Source organism: Flavobacterium sp. B167r, from assembly GCF_056824315.1.
Genome location: NZ_CP124859.1, coordinates 2,876,582 through 2,897,214 on the forward strand (window position 1 = coordinate 2,876,582; position 20,633 = coordinate 2,897,214).

A 20,633-nucleotide genomic window follows, 5' to 3' on the forward strand; every position below is an offset into this window, starting at 1 on the left:
AGATGAATTAATCTGGATTTGTTGCTTTTAAGTCGGTTGTGTTTTTTAGAATTTTTTCTGCTAGATTGCTCATCCAGATTAATTGCTCAATAACCATTTGTGCTTCCTGCATTTTCGCTTGACGCGTTTCCTTATCCAAATCATCATCTTCGGCTAGGCGTGTAAAGTGTTTTCGCTTTAGTTCTTCAAACTGCAAAGTCACATCTTCTTTTTCGAAAAATGTATCTTTTATAATTACTTCATTCCTTAAAACAGAAATAGAATGATCCAGATTGGCTAAAATTGTTTTAATGATATAATTAAAAGAATCTGATGCAGAAGTAGTTTGATGCGATTGAATATAAGTTGACAAAGATGCTAAAGCAGACAATAAGGAGTGGTTTAAAACAACTAGTTTATTAACCAGCGGCATTGTTTTCTGCTTCGATTTAGGCTCTTGCATCATACGCTGAAAAGAAGTCATTAAATTTCCTATTTCAACAAAGGCATTTTTTCGCGCAAGACGATAAGAAGTAGGAACTTCTCCTTTTTTATTATAAAAATCTGCAATTTCTTTGAGGTAATTTCTATTGGCTCGAATGGTATTTTCGATATGAATTGGAGTATTTATGAACTCCCACGCAGGCCATAAAAACTGATTGGCAATAAAAGCCAAAATAGCTCCGGCAAGCGAATCTAATATTCTGTATTGAATTACTTCATTGATATCTGGTGTTAGAATCCCGTAAATAAAAACCACGTACATAGTTACAAATGTGGCACTTACTTTATAGTTTATTTGCGTAAACGAAATCCCCAAAAGCATACAGATAATAGAGAAAATGCTTAGAGCAACGTGATTTTGAATAACAGAAACAATTCCGAAGGCTAAAATCCCTCCCAAAACAGTGCCGAACATTCTATTGTATGAGCGTTCTTTTGTCAGGCCATATCCAGGACGCATGATTACAACGATTGTAAGCAGAATCCAATAGACGTTTTGAAAAGGAAGAACCTGTCCGAGAAAGAAACCAATCAAAATAGTAATGGTTAGCCTTATCGAATGCCTGAAAATGGAAGAAGAATAACTTAAATTTTCAATTAAAGTTCGAATTGGGTAATATTGTGGTGTAAGGAATTTTTCAAGCTCCTTGTCCTTGTCCTTTAATTTGTACGATTGCATTGCTAAAGAAAGCGCACGTTGAATCGTTTTAATTTTTCCAACCTGATTTTTAGCATATTTCAGCATATTGGTCAGCATCAAAACGCCTTCTGCAGCTTCTTCTTTTCCTAAAGATTTTTCGTAGTCAAAAATGGCGAATTCAAGAGCATCTAATTCATTTTTTAAATCATGTTTATCTACATAAACACCAATATGGCTGACATTTTTTGAGAGCTTTTTAAGAGTTGAAGCCAGTTTGTAAGCAACATTTTGATATGTTCTTAAAACATCAGGATGTTTGGCGAATTTCTCATGAAGTTTACTATGATCAAAAGAAGTGTATAGCGCCAATTCTTGAATTTCGACTAAAGTAATAAAAACCAAAAGCATTTTTCGGTTTTGGCTTGTAATTCCAGAAGTGTTCTGATTCCCAATCAGTAATTTTCTTAAATCTTCATGAATGAGATTTAATTCGACCTGAACGGCTAGTTGTTTTTCAATAATTGAAGTTCTTTTCGCTTCTGGACTCCATAAATCACCTCTTAGCTTCAGATATTTAGCGGTAAGCTTTATTCCTTCGGCAATTTGTAATTCTACATATTTATAAGGTTGTACAAAATGAAATACAAGCGATACTATTAAATAAAGGATTCCGCCAATAAAGATAAAACCCGAATATTCAAAAGCTTCCCAGCCTTCATGCAAATGTCCAAAAGAAAGAGAAATTGATAATAAAGCCGAGAAAGAGATTAAAGTTGCTCGCTGTCCGTAAACCGAAATCATAGAACACAAAAAGAGCAGAAATCCTAAAAAGATATAAAATAGAAAAGGATACGGATAAACGAGATTTACCAAAAGATTAACTCCGGAAACAATAAAAGAAGCCGCAATTAATCCTTTTATTTTATGGCTTAGAGAACTCGGGATATCGCTGGGATAGGTATAAAAAGCTCCAAGGGCAATGGTAAAACCAATTTCAAAATGACCTAAAAAATTTAAAACTAAAACAGGAACAACAGAAGCGATAGTTACTTTAGAGGCATTGAAAAACGAAGTGCTGTTTGTGAATTTTGAAATCTTATCAATCATAAAGGCAGGTTTACTAGCAAAGGTAAGAATTGTAGGAGTGATTTTGGCATAATTATGGATGAGATTTATAACAGCTTGGGAAAAATATGATATACTTGTAAAAAATATGATATAATAGAGTATTACAATTATTCATTGACTATTTTTTACTATTTTTGCCAGCTGAAATATCAGAACTTTAATTCTGTTTTTACAGCACATAAAACATAAATAAAAACAAATGATTTTACCAATTGTAGGATACGGTGATCCTGTTTTAAGAAAAGTAGGACAAGATGTTACACCAGAATATCCAAATCTAAAAGAAACGATCGCAAATATGTATGAGACTATGTATAATGCGTATGGAGTTGGACTTGCGGCACCGCAGGTTGGACTACCAATTCGTTTGTTTGTTATAGACACAACGCCTTTTAGTGATGATGAGGATCTTCCTTCAGAGGAACAAAAAGATTTGAAAGGCTTCAAAAAGACTTTTATCAATGCTAAAATCGTTAAGGAAGAAGGAGAAGAGTGGGGATTTAATGAAGGTTGTTTGAGTATTCCTGATGTGCGTGAAGACGTTTACAGAAAACCAACTGTTACAATCGAATATTGTGAAGAAGATTTCGTTATGAAAACGGAAGTATTTGACGGATTAATTGCAAGAGTTATCCAGCATGAATACGACCATATTGAAGGAATCTTGTTTACAGATAAAATTTCATCTCTAAAAAAACGATTAATCCAAAAGAAATTGAAAAATATTACTGAAGGAAAAACGTTTCAGGAATATAGAATGAAATTTTTTGCAGCTAAAAAAGCAAGATAAGTTTTCTAAATATTTAGAAACAAAAAATAAATCAAATTCTTAATACTAATTTTAATAAAAATGAATTTAACGAAAATTTTAGCCATTTCAGGGAAACCAGGTTTATACGAATTAAAAGTACAAACTCGTACAGGTTTTGTGGCGGAATCATTAATTGATGGGAAGAAGATTACTGTAAATCTAAAAAGCAATGTAAGTTTATTGTCTGAAATTTCGATTTATACTTATGAAGGTGAAAAACCATTAACTGAAGTAATGCAGCAGATTGCCGTTAAAGAAAATAAAGGACAAGCTATCTCTCATAAAGAAGATAATGCTACTTTGACTGCTTATTTTAAACAAATTCTTCCAGATTACGATGAAGAAAGAGTTTATCCATCAGATATCAAAAAAGTATTAAACTGGTATAATACGCTTCAGGCAAAAGGTTTAGTAACTGATTTGGCTCCAGCTGTGGAAGAAGCAAAAGAAGAAGTTCCTGTTGCTGAAGAAAAACCAAAAAAAGCTGCAGCAGCAAAAAAAGCAAAAGCTAAAAAAGAAGAATAGTAGTTTTTCTTTAAACATAAAATAATCCTGTTAAGATGTTTTCTTAGCAGGATTTTTTAATTTTACAGAATAGACGTTTTAAAATCAAATAACTTCAAGATGAGCAGAGAAAACCAGTTAAAAGCATTTGAAAGATTATTAAATATCATGGATGAACTTCGTGAGCAATGTCCGTGGGATAAAAAGCAAACGTTGCAGACATTAAGACATTTAACAATCGAAGAAACATACGAATTGGGAGATGCTATTTTAGATAATGATTTAAATGAAGTTAAAAAAGAACTTGGAGATCTATTGCTTCATATTGTTTTTTACGCCAAAATAGGCAGCGAAACCAATGACTTTGATATTGCTGATGTTTGTAATGAAATCTGCGAAAAACTAATTCACCGTCATCCTCATATTTACGGAGATGTAAAAGTTGAAAATGAAGAAGAAGTAAAACAAAACTGGGAAAAACTGAAACTGAAAGAAGGGAAAAAATCTGTTTTGGAAGGAGTTCCTAGAAGTCTTCCAGCATTGGTTAAAGCAAGCAGAATTCAAGATAAAGTAAAAGGCGTAGGGTTTGACTGGGAAGAACCTCATCAGGTTTGGGATAAAGTGCAAGAAGAACTGCAAGAACTTCAAGACGAAGTAAAATCAGGAAATCAAGACAAAATCGAAGATGAATTTGGAGATGTTTTGTTTTCTATGATTAACTACGCGAGATTCTTAAATGTAAATCCAGAAGATGCTTTAGAAAGAACCAATAAAAAGTTCATTAAACGTTTTCAGTATTTAGAAAGTAAAGCAAGCGAATTAGGAAAACCATTAATGGATATGACGCTTACAGAAATGGATGTTTTCTGGAACGAAGCTAAAAAACTCTAGTTTTCGGCTAATTTCTTTAAAGCTCGAACGTCTTTAAGCATAATTTTTTTACCAACTAATTCGATTAATCCCAATTTATTAAAATCAGACAATAGACGGATACAGCTTTCTGTAGCAGTACCAATAATGCCTGCAAGTTCTTCTCTTGTTAATTGGACTCTCAGCGTTTTGTCTGTGTCTTCTCCAAATTCATCATGTAGATGCAATAAAGTTTCTGCAAGTCTTTGTTTAACAGTTTTTTGAACTAAGGCAATTTTTTCGTTTTCAGATTCTTTCAAATCTTCGCATACAGATTGCATCAGATTTAAAGAAAACTGATTGTTATTATTAAAGAAATTGATGATTTCAGTTTTAGGAATAAAACAAACCTCCATGTCGGCAATCGCTTTTGCGGTCAAGTTTGCCGGTTCATTACTAATCATAGAACGCTGTCCAAGAAGTTCGCCAGATTTTACCAATTTTACAATTTGGTCTTTTCCGTTTGCACTCAATTTAGAAAGTTTACCAACACCATCTTTTATACAAAAAACGCCATTGGTTACTTCACCTTCTTCAAAAATGGCTTCACCTTTTTTAATCTTGTAAGAGGTTTTGCTACTGGCTAGTTTAATAACTTCGTCTTTGTTAAGGGCTTTTAATGAACTTAGCTGGCGTACAATGCATTGATCACATTTATTCATGACAATATGTTTGCTGCAAAAATAAGGATAATTAAGGGTTTTAAGGCCATTAATTGGTAAAATTATAATAAATTAGATTTGGTCTTAATTTGGGCTGTTATATTTTATTAAATTAGAATTCAATTTCAATATAACATGACAATTATCATCTTAATAATTGTGCTTTAATTGGAAATTTGCGACATATAAAAACAAGTTTATGAGGGAGCAAAGTTGTTTTCATTGTGGTTTAACTATTGAACAAAATGAAGAAATTGATTTTGATGATAAAAAGTTTTGTTGCACTGGCTGTAAAACAGTTTACGAAATTTTCAGCATCAACGATCTAACATCTTATTATGATTTTGAAAAGTCTCCAGGAGCGACACCGCAAGACATCAAAGGAAAATATGATTTTTTAGAAAATGAAACCATTCTTGCAAAGGTTTTAGAATTTCAGGAAGGAAACACGTCAATTGTTTCGTTGAGTATTCCGCATATTCATTGCAGTTCGTGTATTTGGATTTTAGAAAATCTAAATCGACTTCAGCCGGGAATTAGTATTTCTCAGGTTAATTTTCATGAAAAGAAAGTTAGAATTACCTTTAATTCTGATGTGGTTTCTTTAAAAGAAATTGCTTATCTCTTAAATTCGATAGGCTATGAACCTTACATTAGTTTAGAAAATTACGGAACGACAAAAACTAAAATAGACAGAAGTTTAACCTATAAATTGGGTGTTGCTTTTTTCTGTTTTGGAAATATCATGCTGCTTTCGTTTCCAGAATATTTTGAAATGAAAGAATTCTGGCTCGATAGCTATAAACCGTTTTTTAGATTATTGATTTTTGTTTTGGCATTGCCAAGTTTCTTATATTCAGCAAGCGGATATTATATTTCTGCTTACCACAGTATTAGAACGAGAATGCTCAATATTGATATTCCGATTGCTTTAGGGATTATCGTGATGTTTATTCGTAGTACTTACGATATGCTAATGGATCACGGTCCAGGTTTTTTTGACAGTTTAGCCAGTTTAGTATTTTTTATGCTTTTGGGTAAAATGTTTCAAACCAAAACCTATAGTTTCTTAAGTTTTGAAAGAGATTTTAAATCGTATTTTCCAATTGCTGTCACCAAAATTAATAAAGATGCTTCTGAAGATAATGTAGCTATTTATGATGTTTTAAAAGGAGACAGATTGTTGATTAGAAACCAAGAACTTATTCCTGTAGATGGAATTTTAATCAGCGAAAGCGCAGAAATAGATTATAGTTTCGTTACAGGTGAAGCGGTTCCAATTACTAAAAAATCTGGTGATAAAGTATTTGCAGGAGGAAAACAGATTGGAAAAGTAATCGAAATGGAAGTTTTGCATTCTGTTTCACAAAGTTATTTGACGCAGCTATGGAGTAACGAAATTTTTCAGAAAAAAGTAGATCAGAAACACAAAACCATAACAGATGCAATAAGCCGATATTTTACCCCTATCTTATTACTAATTGCGTTTGTTGGTTTTGGATATTGGATTTTTATTGATGCCAATACTGCTTTTAATGTTTTTACAGCAGTTTTAATTGTGGCTTGTCCTTGCGCATTAGCTCTTACGGCTCCGTTTACTTTTGGGAACATTCTGAGAATTTTAGGCAAAAAGAAATTTTACTTAAAAAATGCCATTGTAATCGAACAGCTTGCTAAAGTTAATACGATTGTTTTTGATAAAACAGGAACAATTACAACCAATAAGAAATCGAATATAATGTATGAAGGAAATTCTATTTCAGATTCAGATATTGTATTGATAAAAAATGTATTACGAGGATCGAACCATCCTTTAAGCCGAATGCTTTATGATTTTTTACCTGAAGTGAAACGAATCAGTATAGAAGATTTTCAAGAAATTACAGGAAAAGGAATTTTGGCTTCTCTTGAGGGGAAAGAAATTAAAATTGGTTCAGGGCAATTTGTAAATGATATAGTTGCAGATGGTTCAGAAATTGAAAAAACGGCATTGCATATAAAAATAGGAGAGGTTTATTTTGGAAAATATACTTTTCAGAATCAATATCGTGAAGGTTTAGAAAAGCTTTTTGCTAATCTGAGCAAAGATTATGAAATTAAAGTGCTTTCTGGTGACAATGATGGTGAAAGAGCAAATTTAGAAGCGATACTGCCAAAAGGTACCGAATTGATATTCAATCAAAAACCAGAGCAAAAGCTCGAATACATAAAGAAACTTCAAGAAAAAGGACAAAATGTAATGATGGTCGGCGACGGACTGAACGATGCTGGTGCGCTCGCACAAAGCAATGTTGGAATTTCGATTTCAGAGAACGTAAATGTCTTTTCGCCTGCGTGTGATGCGATTCTAGATGCAACAGAATTTTCACGACTAAACTACTTTTTAAAGCTTTCGCATAAAGCCATTTCGATCATTAAAATGAGCTTCGGACTTTCATTGCTTTACAACGTTGTTGGACTTGCATTTGCGGTTACAGGAAACCTACTTCCGTTAGTGGCTGCGATCATCATGCCGTTGAGCACAATTACGATTGTGAGCTTTGTAACTTTTATGTCTAACTATTTCAGCAACAGAAATTTAGAATAATTATAAATTGTTCAAAAAGATATTTTTATAAGGTATTTTTTATAAATTTAACTATCTTTTTGTTCATGATAATTATCATATTTTATGCGCCTTTAACGAAGTAATTTTGTTAATATAAATCTAAGGTATGAGTGTTATTTATCTATTAATTTCAGTAAGTATTTTTGTGGCAATCTGTTTCTTTATTGCCTTTATCGCGGCTGTCAAATCTGGTCAGTACGATGATGATTATACCCCTTCAGTCAGAATACTTTTTGATGACGAAACCAAAATTAATTCCCAAAATAATAATTCACCAATCGAAGAAAAACAAGTATAATTATGGAAATGGAACAGTTTTATTACGACAACAAAATTGTAAAAAAATTCATTTACGCCACAATACTCTTTGGGGTTGTGGGTATGTTAGTGGGGCTTACCTTAGCGGTAATGTACCTTTTTCCCAACATCACAGATGGGATTTCGTGGCTTAGTTACGGCCGTTTAAGACCGTTACACACCAATGCAGTTATTTTTGCCTTTGTGGGTAATGCCTTCTTTGCTGGTATGTACTACTCGCTGCAAAGATTGCTAAAAGCCAGAATGTTTAGTGATTTTTTAAGTAACCTTCATTTCTGGGGATGGCAGCTAATTATTGTAGCGGCCGCAATTACACTTCCGTTAGGTTATACTTCTTCTAAAGAATATGCAGAGCTAGAGTGGCCAATTGACATTGCAATCGCTTTAATTTGGGTTGTAATGGGGATTAACATGATTGGTACAATGCTTCGTCGTAGAGAACGTCACCTATATGTTGCAATTTGGTTTTACCTAGCAACATTTGTAACGGTAGCAGTATTGCACATTTTCAATAATATTGAAATTCCAGTTTCTGCTTTTAAAAGCTACTCTGTTTATGCTGGTGTTCAAGATGCGCTTGTACAATGGTGGTACGGGCACAATGCGGTGGCATTCTTCTTGACGACTCCATTCTTGGGATTAATGTATTACTTCGTTCCAAAGATTGCAAATAGACCTGTTTACTCTTATAGATTATCTATTATTCACTTTTGGTCTTTAATCTTTATATACATCTGGGCAGGACCACACCACTTATTATATTCTGCATTGCCAAACTGGGCACAGAATCTTGGGGTTGCATTCTCAGTAATGTTAATTGCTCCATCTTGGGGAGGTATGATCAATGGTCTTCTTACATTAAGAGGAGCTTGGGATAAAGTTCGTGAAGAACCAGTTTTAAAATTCTTCGTGGTAGCGATTACAGGTTACGGTATGGCAACTTTTGAAGGTCCGATGTTATCTTTAAAAAATGTAAATGCTATTGCGCACTATACAGACTGGATCGTAGCACACGTACACGTAGGAGCTTTAGCTTGGAATGGTTTCATGTCATTTGGTATTATCTATTGGTTGATTCCAAGAATGACAAAGTCGGATTTGTTCTCTAAGAAATTGGCAAACTTCCATTTCTGGATTGGTACTTTAGGTATTATCGTTTATACAATTCCGTTATATGTAGCTGGTTTTCAACAAGCATCTATGTGGAAACAATTTAATCCAGACGGAACTTTAACATACGGTAACTTCCTTGAAACGGTAACAGCGATTATGCCAATGTATTGGATGAGAGCTATCGGAGGATCTCTGTACTTAATAGGTATGTTGACATTAGTTTACAACATTATTATGACAGTTAAAGCTGGTAATACAATTGAAGACGAATTGGCTCAGGCTCCAGCTTTACAAACCATAAAAAGCAGCAGATTAAGTGGAGAGAAATTCCACTCATGGTTAGAAAGAAAACCAATTCAGTTAACCATTTTAGCAACTATTGCAATTTTAATTGGAGGTATCATTCAGATTGTGCCAACGATTATGGTGAAATCAAATATTCCAACTATTTCAAGTGTAAAACCATATACACCGTTAGAGCTTGAAGGACGTGATTTATATATTAGAGAAGGTTGTGTTGGATGTCACTCTCAGTCAGTTCGTCCATTCAGAAGTGAAGTTGAACGTTACGGAGTTCAGGCAAAAGCTGGAGAGTTTGTTTACGACCATCCATTCTTATGGGGATCAAAACGTACAGGTCCAGATTTATTGAGAGTAGGTGGTAAATACAATGATAACTGGCACTTTAACCACATGTGGAATCCGCAAAGTACATCAGCAGGATCAATTATGCCAGGTTACAAATGGCTGTTTGATAATGAACCAATGGATATTTCATTGACACAAAAGAAAATGCAGGCAATGATTTCATTAGGTGTGCCATATTCTCCAGAGGATGTTGAGAATGCTCAAAGAACTTTAAGAGAACAGGCAGTTAAGATAGAGAAAAGCTTAGAAAGCGATCCTGATTTCGTTAAAAGTTACGAAGACAGCCGCAAAAAAGCTGAAGCAAAAGGTGAGAAATTTATTCCGATGAATGAAAGAGAAATCGTTGCATTGATCGCTTATATTCAAAGACTTGGTACTGATATTAAAGTAAAAGAAACTAAATAACAGCATTATGTTCGAACAAATAAAACACAATATGGAAACAATATCGGGTATAGAAATTTACCCGATTATTTCCCTCTTAATTTTCTTCTTATTCTTTGTAGGATTAGGTATTTGGGTATTCTCATATAGAAAAGAAAAAATTCAAGAAATGAGTAGTATTCCTTTAGATGAAGGACTTATTATAACTTCAAAAGATAGATAAAAATGAAAAAGTTTTTCCCAGTATATGTTAGAGTACCGTTGATTTTCTTCATCGTATTCGCTTTGATGGAATATTTTATAGACTCGGGCGATAAACCGGCTTTTATAAAATTCCCTATGGTTTCGCTCTTTTTATTTGTCTTTTTGTTTATTCTGATTGCAATCGAAATTACGCTTAGTGCAGTAAATAGAGTAATGTATCAATTACTAACGCCAGAAGAAAAAGCGCAAAAAGAACTTGAAGAAAGTTTAAGTTTCAAAGAAAGCACTTGGTTTAAAAACCTAATGCATAAATTGACTCAAACAGCGCCAATTGAAAAAGAAGGCGATTTGTTGATGGATCATGATTATGATGGAATCAAAGAGTTGGATAATAATTTACCGCCATGGTGGGTATATTTATTCTATATCTGTATCCTTTTCGGAGTAATTTATGTAGTTCGTTACGATGTTTTAGGAGCTGATGATCAGGAAATGGAGTTGAAAAAAGAATTAGCTCAAGCTAAGATTGACGTTGCGGAATACATGAAAACTGCTCCAGATTTGATGGACGAAAAAACGGTTGTTCTGCTTACAGATGAACCAAGTTTGGCAGCAGGAAAAGAGATCTTTACAATGAATTGTGCAGCTTGTCACCGTGCCGATGCAGGAGGACAAATTGGACCAAACCTTACAGATGATAAATGGATTTTAGGAGGAGGAATTAAAAATCTTTTCCACACCATTACAAATGGAGGTAGAGATGGTAAAGGGATGATTGCTTGGAAAGGAACTCTTAAACCAAAAGAAATACAAAAAGTTGCAAGTTATATTCTGTCTTTACAAGGAAGTAATCCTAAAGACCCGAAAGAAGCAGAAGGAGAAGTTTGGGTAGACGATAGCGCTCCTAAAACTGATGCCGCTGCAGCAACTACAAAAGATACCACTGAAGTTAAAAAATAATTAGAATACCATGTCAAATTTACCAGACGAAGCTTTTAGAGATACCATTGGAACAATAGATGAAGGTGGGAAACGAAAATTTATATTTCCTAAAAAACCGTCTGGTAAATTTTACGATTATAGGAAAATTGTCAGCTATGTTTTATTGGCAATTTTAATCGTAAATCCGTTTATCAAAATAAATGGAAACCAATTTATGATGTTCAACATTATCGAACGTCGTTTTAATATTTTTGGATTCCCTTTTTGGCCACAGGATTTTTATCTCTTTGTAATTTCAATGCTAATCGGCGTTGTATTTATACTCTTATTTACTGTTGTATTTGGAAGAATCTTTTGTGGATGGATTTGTCCACAGACTATTTTTCTAGAAATGGTTTTTCGTCGAATAGAATATTGGATTGATGGAGACAGGGGTTCTCAGAGTCGTTTAGCTAGGCAAGAATGGAATGGTGAGAAAATTAGAAAAAGACTTATAAAATGGACCATTTTCTTCTTGATTTCTTTCTTGATTGCAAATGTCTTTTTGGCTTACTTGGTAGGAAGTGACACATTGTTCTTAATGATTGAGCAAGGTCCAATTGCACAAGCAAGTAATTTTATTGCACTGTTAATATTTACTGGAGTTTTCTATTTTGTTTTTGTTTGGTTTCGTGAACAGGTTTGTATTATTGCTTGTCCGTACGGAAGGTTGCAAGGCGTTCTTTTAGACAATAAATCTATAAATGTTGCCTACGATTTTGTTCGTGGTGAAAAGGAAGAAGGTCGTGCTAAATTCAATAAAAAAGAAGATCGAGCATTAACAGGAAAAGGAGATTGCATTGATTGCCTGCAATGTGTGAATGTTTGCCCGATGGGAATTGACATCAGAAACGGAACGCAGTTAGAATGTACAAACTGTACAGCTTGTATCGATGAATGTGATCATATTATGGAATCTGTTGGATTGCCAAAAGGGTTAATTCGTTATGCTTCTGAAGATGAAATTGCCAAAAAAGAGCCTTTCAAATTTACAGCAAGAATGAAAGGTTATTCAGCAGTTCTCTTTATTTTATTGAGTATTTTTGTTGGGATGCTGTTTTTAAGAACAAATGTTGAAGCAGTAATTTTACGTTTGCCAGGCCAATTGTTCCAGCATAATGGGGAAAAAATCAGTAACGTTTACACGTATAAAATTGTAAACAAAACGATGAAAGATTACAGCGATATTCATTTCGAATTAATCGATCAGAAAGGAGAAATTAAAAATGTTGGAAAAAGACATTTTAAAGTAGCTAAAGAAGGAATTTCTCAAGGAACATTATTCATTGAAATCGATGAAGTTTTATTAGAAAGTGATAAAACAAAAGTAAAAATAGGAGTTTATAATGGTTCTCAACTCCTGGAAACAACAACTACAAATTTCTTAGGACCACGAAGTTTTAATTAAAAATATACTATTATGAAATTTAATTGGGGAACTGGAATTGTCATTGCATTCGGATTGTTTATGACATTTATTTTATACTTTGTTTTTGAAGTGCAATCAAATTCTAAATACGACAATGATTTGGTTGTCGAAGAATATTACAAACACGATACGCACTTTCAGGAAGAAATGGCTAGAATTCAAAACGCTCACGATTTACAGCATAAACCATCAATCAAATACACAGAAAATGGTGTAGCTGTAATTTTTCCTGTAGGATTTGAAAGTGATAAGATTAAAGGAAATATACAATTGTATCGACCTTCAAATAAAAAATTCGATTTTAATACTCAAATTGCTTTAACCAATTCAGAAATTATTATTCCACAGAAAAAATTATTGAAAGGACGTTGGGATGTAAATATGGAATGGCAATATGAAGGCAAAAAATATCTCACTAAAGAAGTTATTTACGTAAATTAAACATCATGTTATTCTCAGCTTTCTTTTTAGGTTTAATCAGTAGTTTGCATTGTGTTGGAATGTGCGGGCCAATTGCCATGATGCTTCCCGTAGACAGGCAAAATGAAGCTAAAAGGGTAACGCAGATTATGACGTATCATTTTGGCCGATTAACAGCTTATGCAACAATCGGATTGATTTTTGGTTTACTTGGAAGAGGTTTTTTCTTAGCAGGATTACAGCAAAAAATGTCAATAATTATTGGAGTAATAATGATTATTGTAGTTTTTATTCCAGAGAAAAAATTTGCGCAATACAATTTTTCAAAACCAGTTTATAAAATCATTTCAAAAGTTAAAGCCAATCTTGGAAGTCAATTTAAAAATAAGAGTTACAAATCTCTTTTTACAATTGGTCTTCTAAATGGTTTTCTGCCTTGCGGAATGGTTTATGTTGCTTTATTTGGCGCAATTGCAATGCAAAGTGCCACTTATGGCGTTCTGTACATGCTTTTGTTTGGAATAGGAACAATTCCGTTAATGACAATTGTAGTTTATGTCAATACATTATTGAAATTGCCATTTCGAAATAAAATTCAAAAGGCAATTCCTTATGTAGCCGTTATAATTGGAGTTTTATTTATTCTTAGAGGATTAGGATTAGGAATTCCGTATGTTTCTCCTTCAAACATGAGTTTATTTGTACAGCAGACACCTAACTGCCATTAAAATATTATTTAAACTAACTAACTAGTTTTAGACAGTCATCGAAAACAGATTTGTTTCCGGTGACTTTCTTTTTAGATGCAAATCAAAAGCCATACAAATATTACGCACAAAAGGTCTTCCTTCTTCTGTAATCTTGATTTTATTATTTTCAATAACAATTAAATTATCGTTTTCGATTTCTTTTAAAGTAATTAAAACTTCAGGAAGTTCAGCAAAATTTAAAGAATCTGCAGTCCAGGATGTTTCTAATTCACACGTTAAATTCAAAATGTGTTTTCTGATGATTAAATCTTCATCGTTCAAAATGTGACCTTTTACAACAGGAAGTTGATCAGATTCTAAAATCTCATAATACTCATCAAGATTTTTAGTGTTTTGAGCAAAACTATACCAGCTATCGCTAATAGAAGATACGCCAAGACCAATCATAACTTGAGTTTTAGAAGCGCTATAACCCATAAAATTTCTATGCAGTTTTCCGTTATGAGCAGCTTTGTATAAACTGTCATCTGCTAAAGCAAAATGATCCATGCCGATTTCATGATAACCATTTTGAAGCAACATTTTTTTACCTATTTCGTATAATTTTCTTTTTTCAGCATCTTTAGGAAGGTTTTCTTCATTAAAGCCACGCTGTCCGTTTCCTTTTATCCAAGGCACGTGCGCGTAGCTGTAAAATGCTAATCTGTCTGGTTTTAGCGAGTTTGTTTTTTCAACCGTATCAATTACATCTTCAATAGTTTGAAACGGAAGACCAAAGATAATATCGTGTCCAATTGAAGTATAACCAATTTCTTTTGCCCAAAAAGTTACTTTAGCAACATTATGAAATGGCTGAATTCTATTAATAGCTTTTTGAACAGTTGCAGAGTAATCTTGAACCCCAAAGCTTACTCGACGAAAACCTAAATCATATAATTTTTTAAGCTGTTCGTGAGTGGTATTATTAGGATGCCCTTCAAAACTAAATTCATGATTTTCTGCTTTTATAGCATGATCAAAAATTCCGTTAATTAGGTTTTCTAAGTTTTCTTTTGAAAAAAATGTAGGAGTTCCTCCGCCTAAATGTATTTCTTTGATTACTGGTTTTTCTGGCAGTAAATTGCAGTACATTTTCCATTCTTTAAGAACGGCCTGAATGTATTTTTCTTCTACTGAATGATTTTTTGTAATACGTTTATTGCATCCGCAGAAAGTGCACATGCTCTCGCAAAATGGCAAGTGAATGTATAAACTAATTCCGTTTTTTGAATTGCTTTCTGAAAACGATTGCCTTAAAGTAGTAATCCATTTTTCTGATGTAAAGTCGGCTTCATTCCAATACGGAACTGTCGGATAGCTAGTATATCTAGGACCTGGGACATTGTACTTTTGAGTCAAAGAAATTTTCATAACGACGGATTTAGTTTTCCTCAAAATTAAAACTTCAGGCTAAGAGATAAAATGACAAATATCATGTAAGCTGTAAAAAAAAAGAGACTCAAAATTGAGCCTCTTTAGGTGAATTAAATAACTAACGTGATATAGAATCTTGGATGATTTTAAGCCATTTTTTCGCAAACTGATGATCTTGGTAGACACTAATCTGTTTGATGCGGTCGTCATCAAAATCATAGAATGGAATTAATATTTTTTTAGATGTTTCTTTTTCTTGAAATTCAAAATCAATTTTGATGATAGTATCTGAACCAGCATCTGTTGTCGGAATTAATTTGCTTGAAGCAATTGTGTTTAAATCGACATATGTTGATTCTTGCTGATTTGGATTGAAATTCATCAAAATGAATTTATTATTTTTCTGATCAATCGTTAAAGTCTTATTATTAATTGATTCGGTCAAATCAAAATCTTCTGGATGAGTTGGATTGAATCTTTTCTTAATATTTAGAATTCTCGATTTACTTGCTGCCGATGAACGAGCAGAAAAATATACAGGGATAGCGACAATAATTAGAATCACAATACCCATAATTGTGGTAGTAGTTTCCATGATGTTTTTAATGAAATAAATAAATGATGTGCAAAACAGTTCTCAAATTGAAAACGGTTTTCTTAAAGATGAAGAATAAATCTTCAGTTGAAAATCAAGTATTTATTTACCAGAAAAAATGGAAAGCATAGAGTATGACTAAAACCTTTTTACTTTGAGTTGTAAAGAGTTTAGTATATGCAGTAATATAAGTAACGGTTTGATGCTGTGGAATTAGCGGTAAAAGCGTGTCAAAACATTTAATTATTCCGATAGGATTTGTTTTGATGTTTGCTGCAAACTGATAACTTCCCTGAGGCTGTATAAATGCAGACGAATCAGGAATGTCTTTGCAGAAGTTGGTATCCGATTTTTCCGTTTCGATTATGCGTGCAGAAGCTTGGTCTGCTTGGTAAGCAAACATTCCTACGAGCAAAAGCGTAATAAAAACAACGGTTTTACGAATCCAATTCATGTCGGCGAATTTAAGTCATAAAACGCAATTAAAGAAATTTTATAGAATTAATTAACACTCATAAAAAAGTCCTCAATAAAATGAGGACTTAAGAGGTTATTGTTGCATTTTAAAATAATAATCTGCTGAGTGTTTACCGCTTCCATAAAATAAGAAGAAGATGCAGACCAATAAAACGATTAAGGCTAAAACTAAACTTTCTGAGTGCATTTTTCCCATAAAGTTAATGAGAACTGCACCAAATAGAACAGGCAATTGAGCTGCAATCGCCCATCTGGTCAAGAGTCCGAAAATAATCATTATACCACCAATCATGTGGGCAGGAGCAATGTAATGTAGCATAAACATCCCTCCGCCATACTTGTCAATAGGGGAAATCAAATCATGCAGGTATTGAACATTGGTAACGAAAGAGACTCCTTTCATAAATAAAAATCCACCCAAAACAATACGTACTAAATCAACTGGTAAATAAGTGTGCGAATTTGCCCATTTATTCAAACTTTTTACATTTTCCATGATGTTGTGTGATTAAAAATTATATACTAAGTTACTAATTTTTAATCAGATATTCATTTTAACGTATTGAAAATAAGTGTTTTGATTTTTATTTAACGTATTGTTGAGAATTCTTAAATTGCTAAACCTGAATAACTCCTAAATTAAATAGTTTTTCAATAGGAGCGTGATTTGCAGCTTCGATTCCCATCGAAATCCAATTACGGGTTTCTAATGGATCGATGATCGCATCTGTCCATAATCTTGAAGCGGCATAATAAGGAGAAGTTTGCTCATCATAACGCGCTTTTATTTTATTGAATAATTCAGTTTCTTTTGCTTCATCGACCATTTCTCCTTTCGCTTTAAGCGAAGAAGCTTCAATTTGCGCTAATACTTTTGCGGCTTGAGTTCCGCCCATAACGGCAAGTTCCGCGCTTGGCCAAGCAAATATTAATCGAGGATCATACGCTTTTCCGCACATAGCGTAATTTCCTGCTCCGTATGAATTTCCAACAATTACCGTAAATTTTGGAACAACCGAATTACTCACAGCATTTACCATTTTAGCGCCATCCTTAATAATTCCGCCATGTTCAGATTTTGAACCAACCATAAAACCAGTAACGTCTTGTAAAAACACCAAAGGAATTTTTTTCTGATTGCAATTGGCAATAAAACGAGTAGCTTTATCAGCGCTATCCGAATAAATTACGCCACCAAATTGCATTTCGCCTTTTTTGGTTTTTACCACTTTTCTTTGGTTTGCAACAATTCCAACAGCCCAACCGTCAATTCTGGCATAACCCGTGATCAGAGATTGTCCGTAGCCTTCTTTATAAGCTTCAAATTCTGAATTGTCAACCAAACGATTAATGATTTCCATCATATCGTATTGTTCAGTTCTAGCTTTTGGAAGGATTCCGTAAATATCATTTGGTTCTAAAGCTGGTTTTTCTGATTTAATTCGGCTATAGCCTGCTTTATCAAAATCACCAATTTTATCTACAATATTTTTTATTTTGTCTAAAGCATCTTTGTCATCTTTAGCTTTGTAATCGGTAACACCAGAAATTTCACAATGTGTTGTCGCGCCTCCTAAAGTTTCATTATCGATTGTTTCTCCAATTGCAGCTTTTACTAAATAACTTCCCGCAAGGAAAATACTTCCTGTTTTATCAACGATTAAGGCTTCGTCACTCATGATAGGAAGATAAGCGCCACCGGCAACGCAGCTTCCCATTACGGCAGCGATTTGGGTAATTCCCATGCTGCTCATTTGAGCGTTGTTTCTAAAAATGCGTCCAAAATGTTCTTTGTCTGGAAAAATTTCATCTTGCATTGGCAAATAAACTCCTGCGCTGTCGACCAGATAAATAATTGGGAGTCTGTTTTCCATCGCAATTTCCTGCGCGCGAAGATTTTTCTTTCCCGTTATTGGAAACCAAGCTCCAGCTTTTACAGTAGCATCGTTGGCCACAACTATACATTGTTTTCCTTTGATGTAACCAATTTTTACCACAACACCTCCCGAAGGACAACCGCCATGTTCTGGATACATTCCTTCACCGGCAAAACCTCCGATTTCAATATTTTTCGAATTTTCATCCAATAAATAAGCAATTCTTTCACGAGCAGTCATTTTGCCTTCAGAATGCAGTTTTTCAATTCTTTTTTCGCCTCCGCCTAGTTTAACTTTGGCAAATTTCTGTTTTAGTTCTGAAAGGAGTAATTTATTGTGATCTTCGTTTTTATTGAAGTTTAAATCCATATGATAGTATTGATTTTGTAAAATAGTGTTGGCTAATTTACAAAATCCATTGAAATAATGAATTTATAATTAAAGAGAAGATTTTAAAATTTAGAAAGTTTTTGAATTTATTTATAAAAAAAGCAGAAGGAAAAACTTCTGCTTTTAATAATTGTATTTAAACTATTTTTTAGAGCTGCAAACCATTCGTTTTAAAATTGCCCATTGTTTTAATGCATCCCGAGCTTCAACGGCTGGATAACCCAACATTGTTTTTCCTGCAGGAACATCTCCGGTAACACCAGACCCAGCGCCAATTACGGCGCCATCACCAATAGAGGTATGGTCTTTTATAGATGCGCTTCCGCCAATTATAACCCCGTTTCCTAAAGTGACAGAACCTGCTAATCCACTATTTCCGGCCATGATGCAAAATTTACCTAATTTACTATTGTGTCCAATTTGTACTAAATTGTCAATTTTACAGCCGTCTCCAACAATAGTTGAACTAAATTTTCCTCGGTCAACACAGGTATTTGCACCAATTTCAACTCCGTTTCCAATTATCACATTACCGATTTGCGGAATTTTTACCAGTCCATTTTCTTTGCATGGACGAAATCCGAAACCATCGGCTCCAATTGTAGCATTTGGATGAATAATGCAGTGCATTCCAATATGACAACGTTCGCGTATAACGGTTCCTGACCAAATGGTAGTATTTTCTCCAATTGTGCATTCATCCAAAACAGTAACATTCGGATATAGCGTTGCGTTTGCACCAATTTTAACTTTTGGTCCAACGTAACAGCCAGCACCGATTCGTGCACCTTCGCCAATAATTGCTGTTTCGTCAACAGTTGCTGTTTTGTGAATGTTAACATGAAATATTGGAGCAGGAGGCGCAAAAAGAGCCAAAATTTGAGACATTGCTAAATCGGCATTTTTTACTTTGATAAATGCTCGATTTTCTCCAGGTTCGATCGAAATATCTTCATTTACAATTGCAATAGAAGCATTAGAAGTGCACCAATGTTTTTCGTATTTTTTATTTCCTATAAATGAAATTTCTGTAGATGTTGCTTTTTCAAGCTGTTCAGTTGCAGTAATGTTGTGTGAAGTTGTTCCGTAAATTTCACCATTGATAACTTCGTTAATCTCTTGAATTGAATAGGATCTCATTAATATGTATTAGGATATTTGGGTTTAATTTTTGCCAAATAAAATAAATTAGAATTTAACTACCTAATATTTTTTGTTCTATTTCTTGTTGAAAATTCAAAGAAATAATCCTAATATTACAAAATTAACATTTTCTATATTAAAAAAGTAATTGTTCGTTAATAGTGTTAATTTTTAAAATTGAGGTTATGAGATGTCTGTATAGCCTTTATGCCTTAACAAATGGATATTCTAAATGATTTTATTGCTTGATAATTAAAAACTTAGGAGGTTTTCTGTTAAACTTTCAAAATAAAAAAAGCGATTCACTTTTTTATAGGAATCGCTTTATATTTTAATCTTTTACTTTATTTAAAGAGAGCGCATTAACGCAATATCGAAGACCGCCTGGAGGTGGGCCATCAGGAAAAATATGTCCTAAATGCGCATCGCAAACATTGCAAGTCACTTCAACGCGAATCATTCCATGCGATTTATCGGCATGATAACCAATTGCATTTTCTTTTACTGGCTGAGTAAAAGATGGCCATCCTGTTCCAGATTCGAATTTTTCGCTTGCATCAAACAATAAAGTGCCACAGCATTTACATTCATAAATTCCTGGTTCAAATAAACTGCACATTTCTGAGCTAAAAGATCTTTCGGTTCCTTTTAAACGGGTAACCTGAAATTCTTCTGGAGTTAGAATTTGTTTCCATTCTTTCTCTGTTTTTTCTACTCTTTTATCTGGAGTTGGATTTCCTTTATTTGTAAAATGAATTACATCTGCCCATTTTATCATAACTATTT

At 33.5% G+C, this 20,633-nt stretch carries 20 protein-coding genes; 11 read left to right on the forward strand and 9 right to left on the reverse strand.

Features of this window, described 5'->3' with window-relative positions; genetic code table 11:
• Positions 1-7: 7 nt before the first annotated feature.
• Entirely contained in the window at positions 8-2,230 is a 2,223-nt protein-coding gene (locus tag QLQ96_RS12820; RefSeq protein ID WP_482491021.1) for an FUSC family protein, read from the reverse strand.
• Between the two features lie 220 nt (positions 2,231-2,450).
• On the opposite strand from QLQ96_RS12820, the gene def reads away from it, so the two are divergent.
• From def to mazG, 3 genes are all read left to right on the forward strand, one after another.
• Complete coding sequence (gene def, locus QLQ96_RS12825; protein ID WP_482491022.1) at positions 2,451-3,041, forward strand: peptide deformylase; 591 nt, start codon at positions 2,451-2,453, stop codon at positions 3,039-3,041.
• Positions 3,042-3,101: 60 nt separating this feature from the next.
• Complete coding sequence (locus QLQ96_RS12830) at positions 3,102-3,587, forward strand: DUF5606 family protein (RefSeq protein ID WP_482491023.1); 486 nt, start codon at positions 3,102-3,104, stop codon at positions 3,585-3,587.
• 99 nt (positions 3,588-3,686) lie between these two features.
• Positions 3,687-4,457 (forward strand): nucleoside triphosphate pyrophosphohydrolase, encoded by a 771-nt coding sequence (gene mazG, locus QLQ96_RS12835; protein WP_482491024.1) that lies wholly within the window; start codon positions 3,687-3,689, stop codon positions 4,455-4,457.
• On the opposite strand, the gene QLQ96_RS12840 is transcribed toward mazG, so the two are convergent.
• The gene (locus tag QLQ96_RS12840) at positions 4,454-5,137 is read right to left on the reverse strand and encodes a Crp/Fnr family transcriptional regulator (RefSeq protein ID WP_482491025.1); all 684 of its coding nucleotides are present in this window, start codon (positions 5,135-5,137) and stop codon (positions 4,454-4,456) included. The genes mazG and QLQ96_RS12840 overlap by 4 nt on opposite strands.
• 199 nt (positions 5,138-5,336) lie before the next feature.
• On the opposite strand from QLQ96_RS12840, the gene QLQ96_RS12845 reads away from it, so the two are divergent.
• The 8 genes from QLQ96_RS12845 to QLQ96_RS12880 all read left to right on the forward strand — a co-directional run bounded on the left by QLQ96_RS12845 (position 5,337) and on the right by QLQ96_RS12880 (position 13,970).
• The gene (locus QLQ96_RS12845; RefSeq protein ID WP_482491026.1) at positions 5,337-7,724 is read left to right on the forward strand and encodes a heavy metal translocating P-type ATPase; all 2,388 of its coding nucleotides are present in this window, start codon (positions 5,337-5,339) and stop codon (positions 7,722-7,724) included.
• A gap of 127 nt (positions 7,725-7,851) precedes the next feature.
• Positions 7,852-8,043: a cbb3-type cytochrome oxidase assembly protein CcoS gene (gene ccoS, locus QLQ96_RS12850; RefSeq protein WP_095930917.1), complete on the forward strand. Its 192-nt coding sequence runs from the start codon at positions 7,852-7,854 to the stop codon at positions 8,041-8,043.
• A 2-nt stretch (positions 8,044-8,045) separates the two neighbouring features.
• Entirely contained in the window at positions 8,046-10,229 is a 2,184-nt protein-coding gene (gene ccoN / locus QLQ96_RS12855) for a cytochrome-c oxidase, cbb3-type subunit I (protein ID WP_482491027.1), read from the forward strand.
• A 7-nt stretch (positions 10,230-10,236) separates the two neighbouring features.
• Complete coding sequence (locus QLQ96_RS12860; RefSeq protein ID WP_290970044.1) at positions 10,237-10,431, forward strand: CcoQ/FixQ family Cbb3-type cytochrome c oxidase assembly chaperone; 195 nt, start codon at positions 10,237-10,239, stop codon at positions 10,429-10,431.
• Positions 10,432-10,433: 2 nt separating this feature from the next.
• Positions 10,434-11,372 (forward strand): cbb3-type cytochrome c oxidase N-terminal domain-containing protein, encoded by a 939-nt coding sequence (locus tag QLQ96_RS12865; RefSeq protein WP_482491028.1) that lies wholly within the window; start codon positions 10,434-10,436, stop codon positions 11,370-11,372.
• A gap of 10 nt (positions 11,373-11,382) precedes the next feature.
• Positions 11,383-12,801, forward strand: a complete 1,419-nt coding sequence (gene ccoG, locus QLQ96_RS12870; RefSeq protein WP_482491029.1) for a cytochrome c oxidase accessory protein CcoG — start codon at positions 11,383-11,385, stop codon at positions 12,799-12,801.
• 12 nt (positions 12,802-12,813) lie between these two features.
• Positions 12,814-13,263 (forward strand): FixH family protein, encoded by a 450-nt coding sequence (locus tag QLQ96_RS12875; RefSeq protein ID WP_482491030.1) that lies wholly within the window; start codon positions 12,814-12,816, stop codon positions 13,261-13,263.
• 5 nt (positions 13,264-13,268) lie between these two features.
• On the forward strand, positions 13,269-13,970 hold the full coding sequence (locus QLQ96_RS12880; protein ID WP_482491031.1) for a sulfite exporter TauE/SafE family protein: 702 nt from the start codon (positions 13,269-13,271) through the stop codon (positions 13,968-13,970).
• A gap of 27 nt (positions 13,971-13,997) precedes the next feature.
• On the opposite strand, the gene hemN is transcribed toward QLQ96_RS12880, so the two are convergent.
• From hemN to msrB, 7 genes are all read right to left on the reverse strand, one after another.
• Positions 13,998-15,362, reverse strand: coding sequence for an oxygen-independent coproporphyrinogen III oxidase (gene hemN / locus QLQ96_RS12885; RefSeq protein ID WP_482491032.1), 1,365 nt, complete (start codon positions 15,360-15,362; stop codon positions 13,998-14,000).
• A 121-nt stretch (positions 15,363-15,483) separates the two neighbouring features.
• Positions 15,484-15,960 (reverse strand): hypothetical protein, encoded by a 477-nt coding sequence (locus QLQ96_RS12890; RefSeq protein WP_482491033.1) that lies wholly within the window; start codon positions 15,958-15,960, stop codon positions 15,484-15,486.
• A 106-nt stretch (positions 15,961-16,066) separates the two neighbouring features.
• Entirely contained in the window at positions 16,067-16,414 is a 348-nt protein-coding gene (locus QLQ96_RS12895) for a hypothetical protein (RefSeq protein ID WP_482491034.1), read from the reverse strand.
• A gap of 96 nt (positions 16,415-16,510) precedes the next feature.
• Positions 16,511-16,933 carry a DoxX family protein gene (locus tag QLQ96_RS12900; protein WP_482491035.1) on the reverse strand — a complete coding sequence of 141 codons (423 nt, stop codon included), beginning with the start codon at positions 16,931-16,933 and terminating at the stop codon, positions 16,511-16,513.
• A gap of 121 nt (positions 16,934-17,054) precedes the next feature.
• Positions 17,055-18,683: an acyl-CoA carboxylase subunit beta gene (locus QLQ96_RS12905; protein WP_482491036.1), complete on the reverse strand. Its 1,629-nt coding sequence runs from the start codon at positions 18,681-18,683 to the stop codon at positions 17,055-17,057.
• 162 nt (positions 18,684-18,845) lie between these two features.
• Complete coding sequence (gene lpxD / locus QLQ96_RS12910; protein WP_482491037.1) at positions 18,846-19,844, reverse strand: UDP-3-O-(3-hydroxymyristoyl)glucosamine N-acyltransferase; 999 nt, start codon at positions 19,842-19,844, stop codon at positions 18,846-18,848.
• 334 nt (positions 19,845-20,178) lie between these two features.
• Positions 20,179-20,625 carry a peptide-methionine (R)-S-oxide reductase MsrB gene (gene msrB, locus QLQ96_RS12915; RefSeq protein WP_482491038.1) on the reverse strand — a complete coding sequence of 149 codons (447 nt, stop codon included), beginning with the start codon at positions 20,623-20,625 and terminating at the stop codon, positions 20,179-20,181.
• Between the last annotated feature and the right edge of the window lie 8 nt (positions 20,626-20,633).

Excerpts from the sequence above, each read along its gene's own strand:
- QLQ96_RS12820 (WP_482491021.1), bottom strand. The coding sequence starts at position 2,230 with ATGATTGATAAGATTTCAAAATTCACAAACAGCACTTCGTTTTTCAAT.
- def (WP_482491022.1), top strand. The coding sequence starts at position 2,451 with ATGATTTTACCAATTGTAGGATACGGTGATCCTGTTTTAAGAAAAGTA.
- QLQ96_RS12830 (WP_482491023.1), top strand. The coding sequence starts at position 3,102 with ATGAATTTAACGAAAATTTTAGCCATTTCAGGGAAACCAGGTTTATAC.
- mazG (WP_482491024.1), top strand. The coding sequence starts at position 3,687 with ATGAGCAGAGAAAACCAGTTAAAAGCATTTGAAAGATTATTAAATATC.
- QLQ96_RS12840 (WP_482491025.1), bottom strand. The coding sequence starts at position 5,137 with ATGAATAAATGTGATCAATGCATTGTACGCCAGCTAAGTTCATTAAAA.
- QLQ96_RS12845 (WP_482491026.1), top strand. The coding sequence starts at position 5,337 with ATGAGGGAGCAAAGTTGTTTTCATTGTGGTTTAACTATTGAACAAAAT.
- ccoS (WP_095930917.1), top strand. The coding sequence starts at position 7,852 with ATGAGTGTTATTTATCTATTAATTTCAGTAAGTATTTTTGTGGCAATC.
- ccoN (WP_482491027.1), top strand. The coding sequence starts at position 8,046 with ATGGAAATGGAACAGTTTTATTACGACAACAAAATTGTAAAAAAATTC.
- QLQ96_RS12860 (WP_290970044.1), top strand. The coding sequence starts at position 10,237 with ATGTTCGAACAAATAAAACACAATATGGAAACAATATCGGGTATAGAA.
- QLQ96_RS12865 (WP_482491028.1), top strand. The coding sequence starts at position 10,434 with ATGAAAAAGTTTTTCCCAGTATATGTTAGAGTACCGTTGATTTTCTTC.
- ccoG (WP_482491029.1), top strand. The coding sequence starts at position 11,383 with ATGTCAAATTTACCAGACGAAGCTTTTAGAGATACCATTGGAACAATA.
- QLQ96_RS12875 (WP_482491030.1), top strand. The coding sequence starts at position 12,814 with ATGAAATTTAATTGGGGAACTGGAATTGTCATTGCATTCGGATTGTTT.
- QLQ96_RS12880 (WP_482491031.1), top strand. The coding sequence starts at position 13,269 with ATGTTATTCTCAGCTTTCTTTTTAGGTTTAATCAGTAGTTTGCATTGT.
- hemN (WP_482491032.1), bottom strand. The coding sequence starts at position 15,362 with ATGAAAATTTCTTTGACTCAAAAGTACAATGTCCCAGGTCCTAGATAT.
- QLQ96_RS12890 (WP_482491033.1), bottom strand. The coding sequence starts at position 15,960 with ATGGAAACTACTACCACAATTATGGGTATTGTGATTCTAATTATTGTC.
- QLQ96_RS12895 (WP_482491034.1), bottom strand. The coding sequence starts at position 16,414 with ATGAATTGGATTCGTAAAACCGTTGTTTTTATTACGCTTTTGCTCGTA.
- QLQ96_RS12900 (WP_482491035.1), bottom strand. The coding sequence starts at position 16,933 with ATGGAAAATGTAAAAAGTTTGAATAAATGGGCAAATTCGCACACTTAT.
- QLQ96_RS12905 (WP_482491036.1), bottom strand. The coding sequence starts at position 18,683 with ATGGATTTAAACTTCAATAAAAACGAAGATCACAATAAATTACTCCTT.
- lpxD (WP_482491037.1), bottom strand. The coding sequence starts at position 19,844 with ATGAGATCCTATTCAATTCAAGAGATTAACGAAGTTATCAATGGTGAA.
- msrB (WP_482491038.1), bottom strand. The coding sequence starts at position 20,625 with ATGATAAAATGGGCAGATGTAATTCATTTTACAAATAAAGGAAATCCA.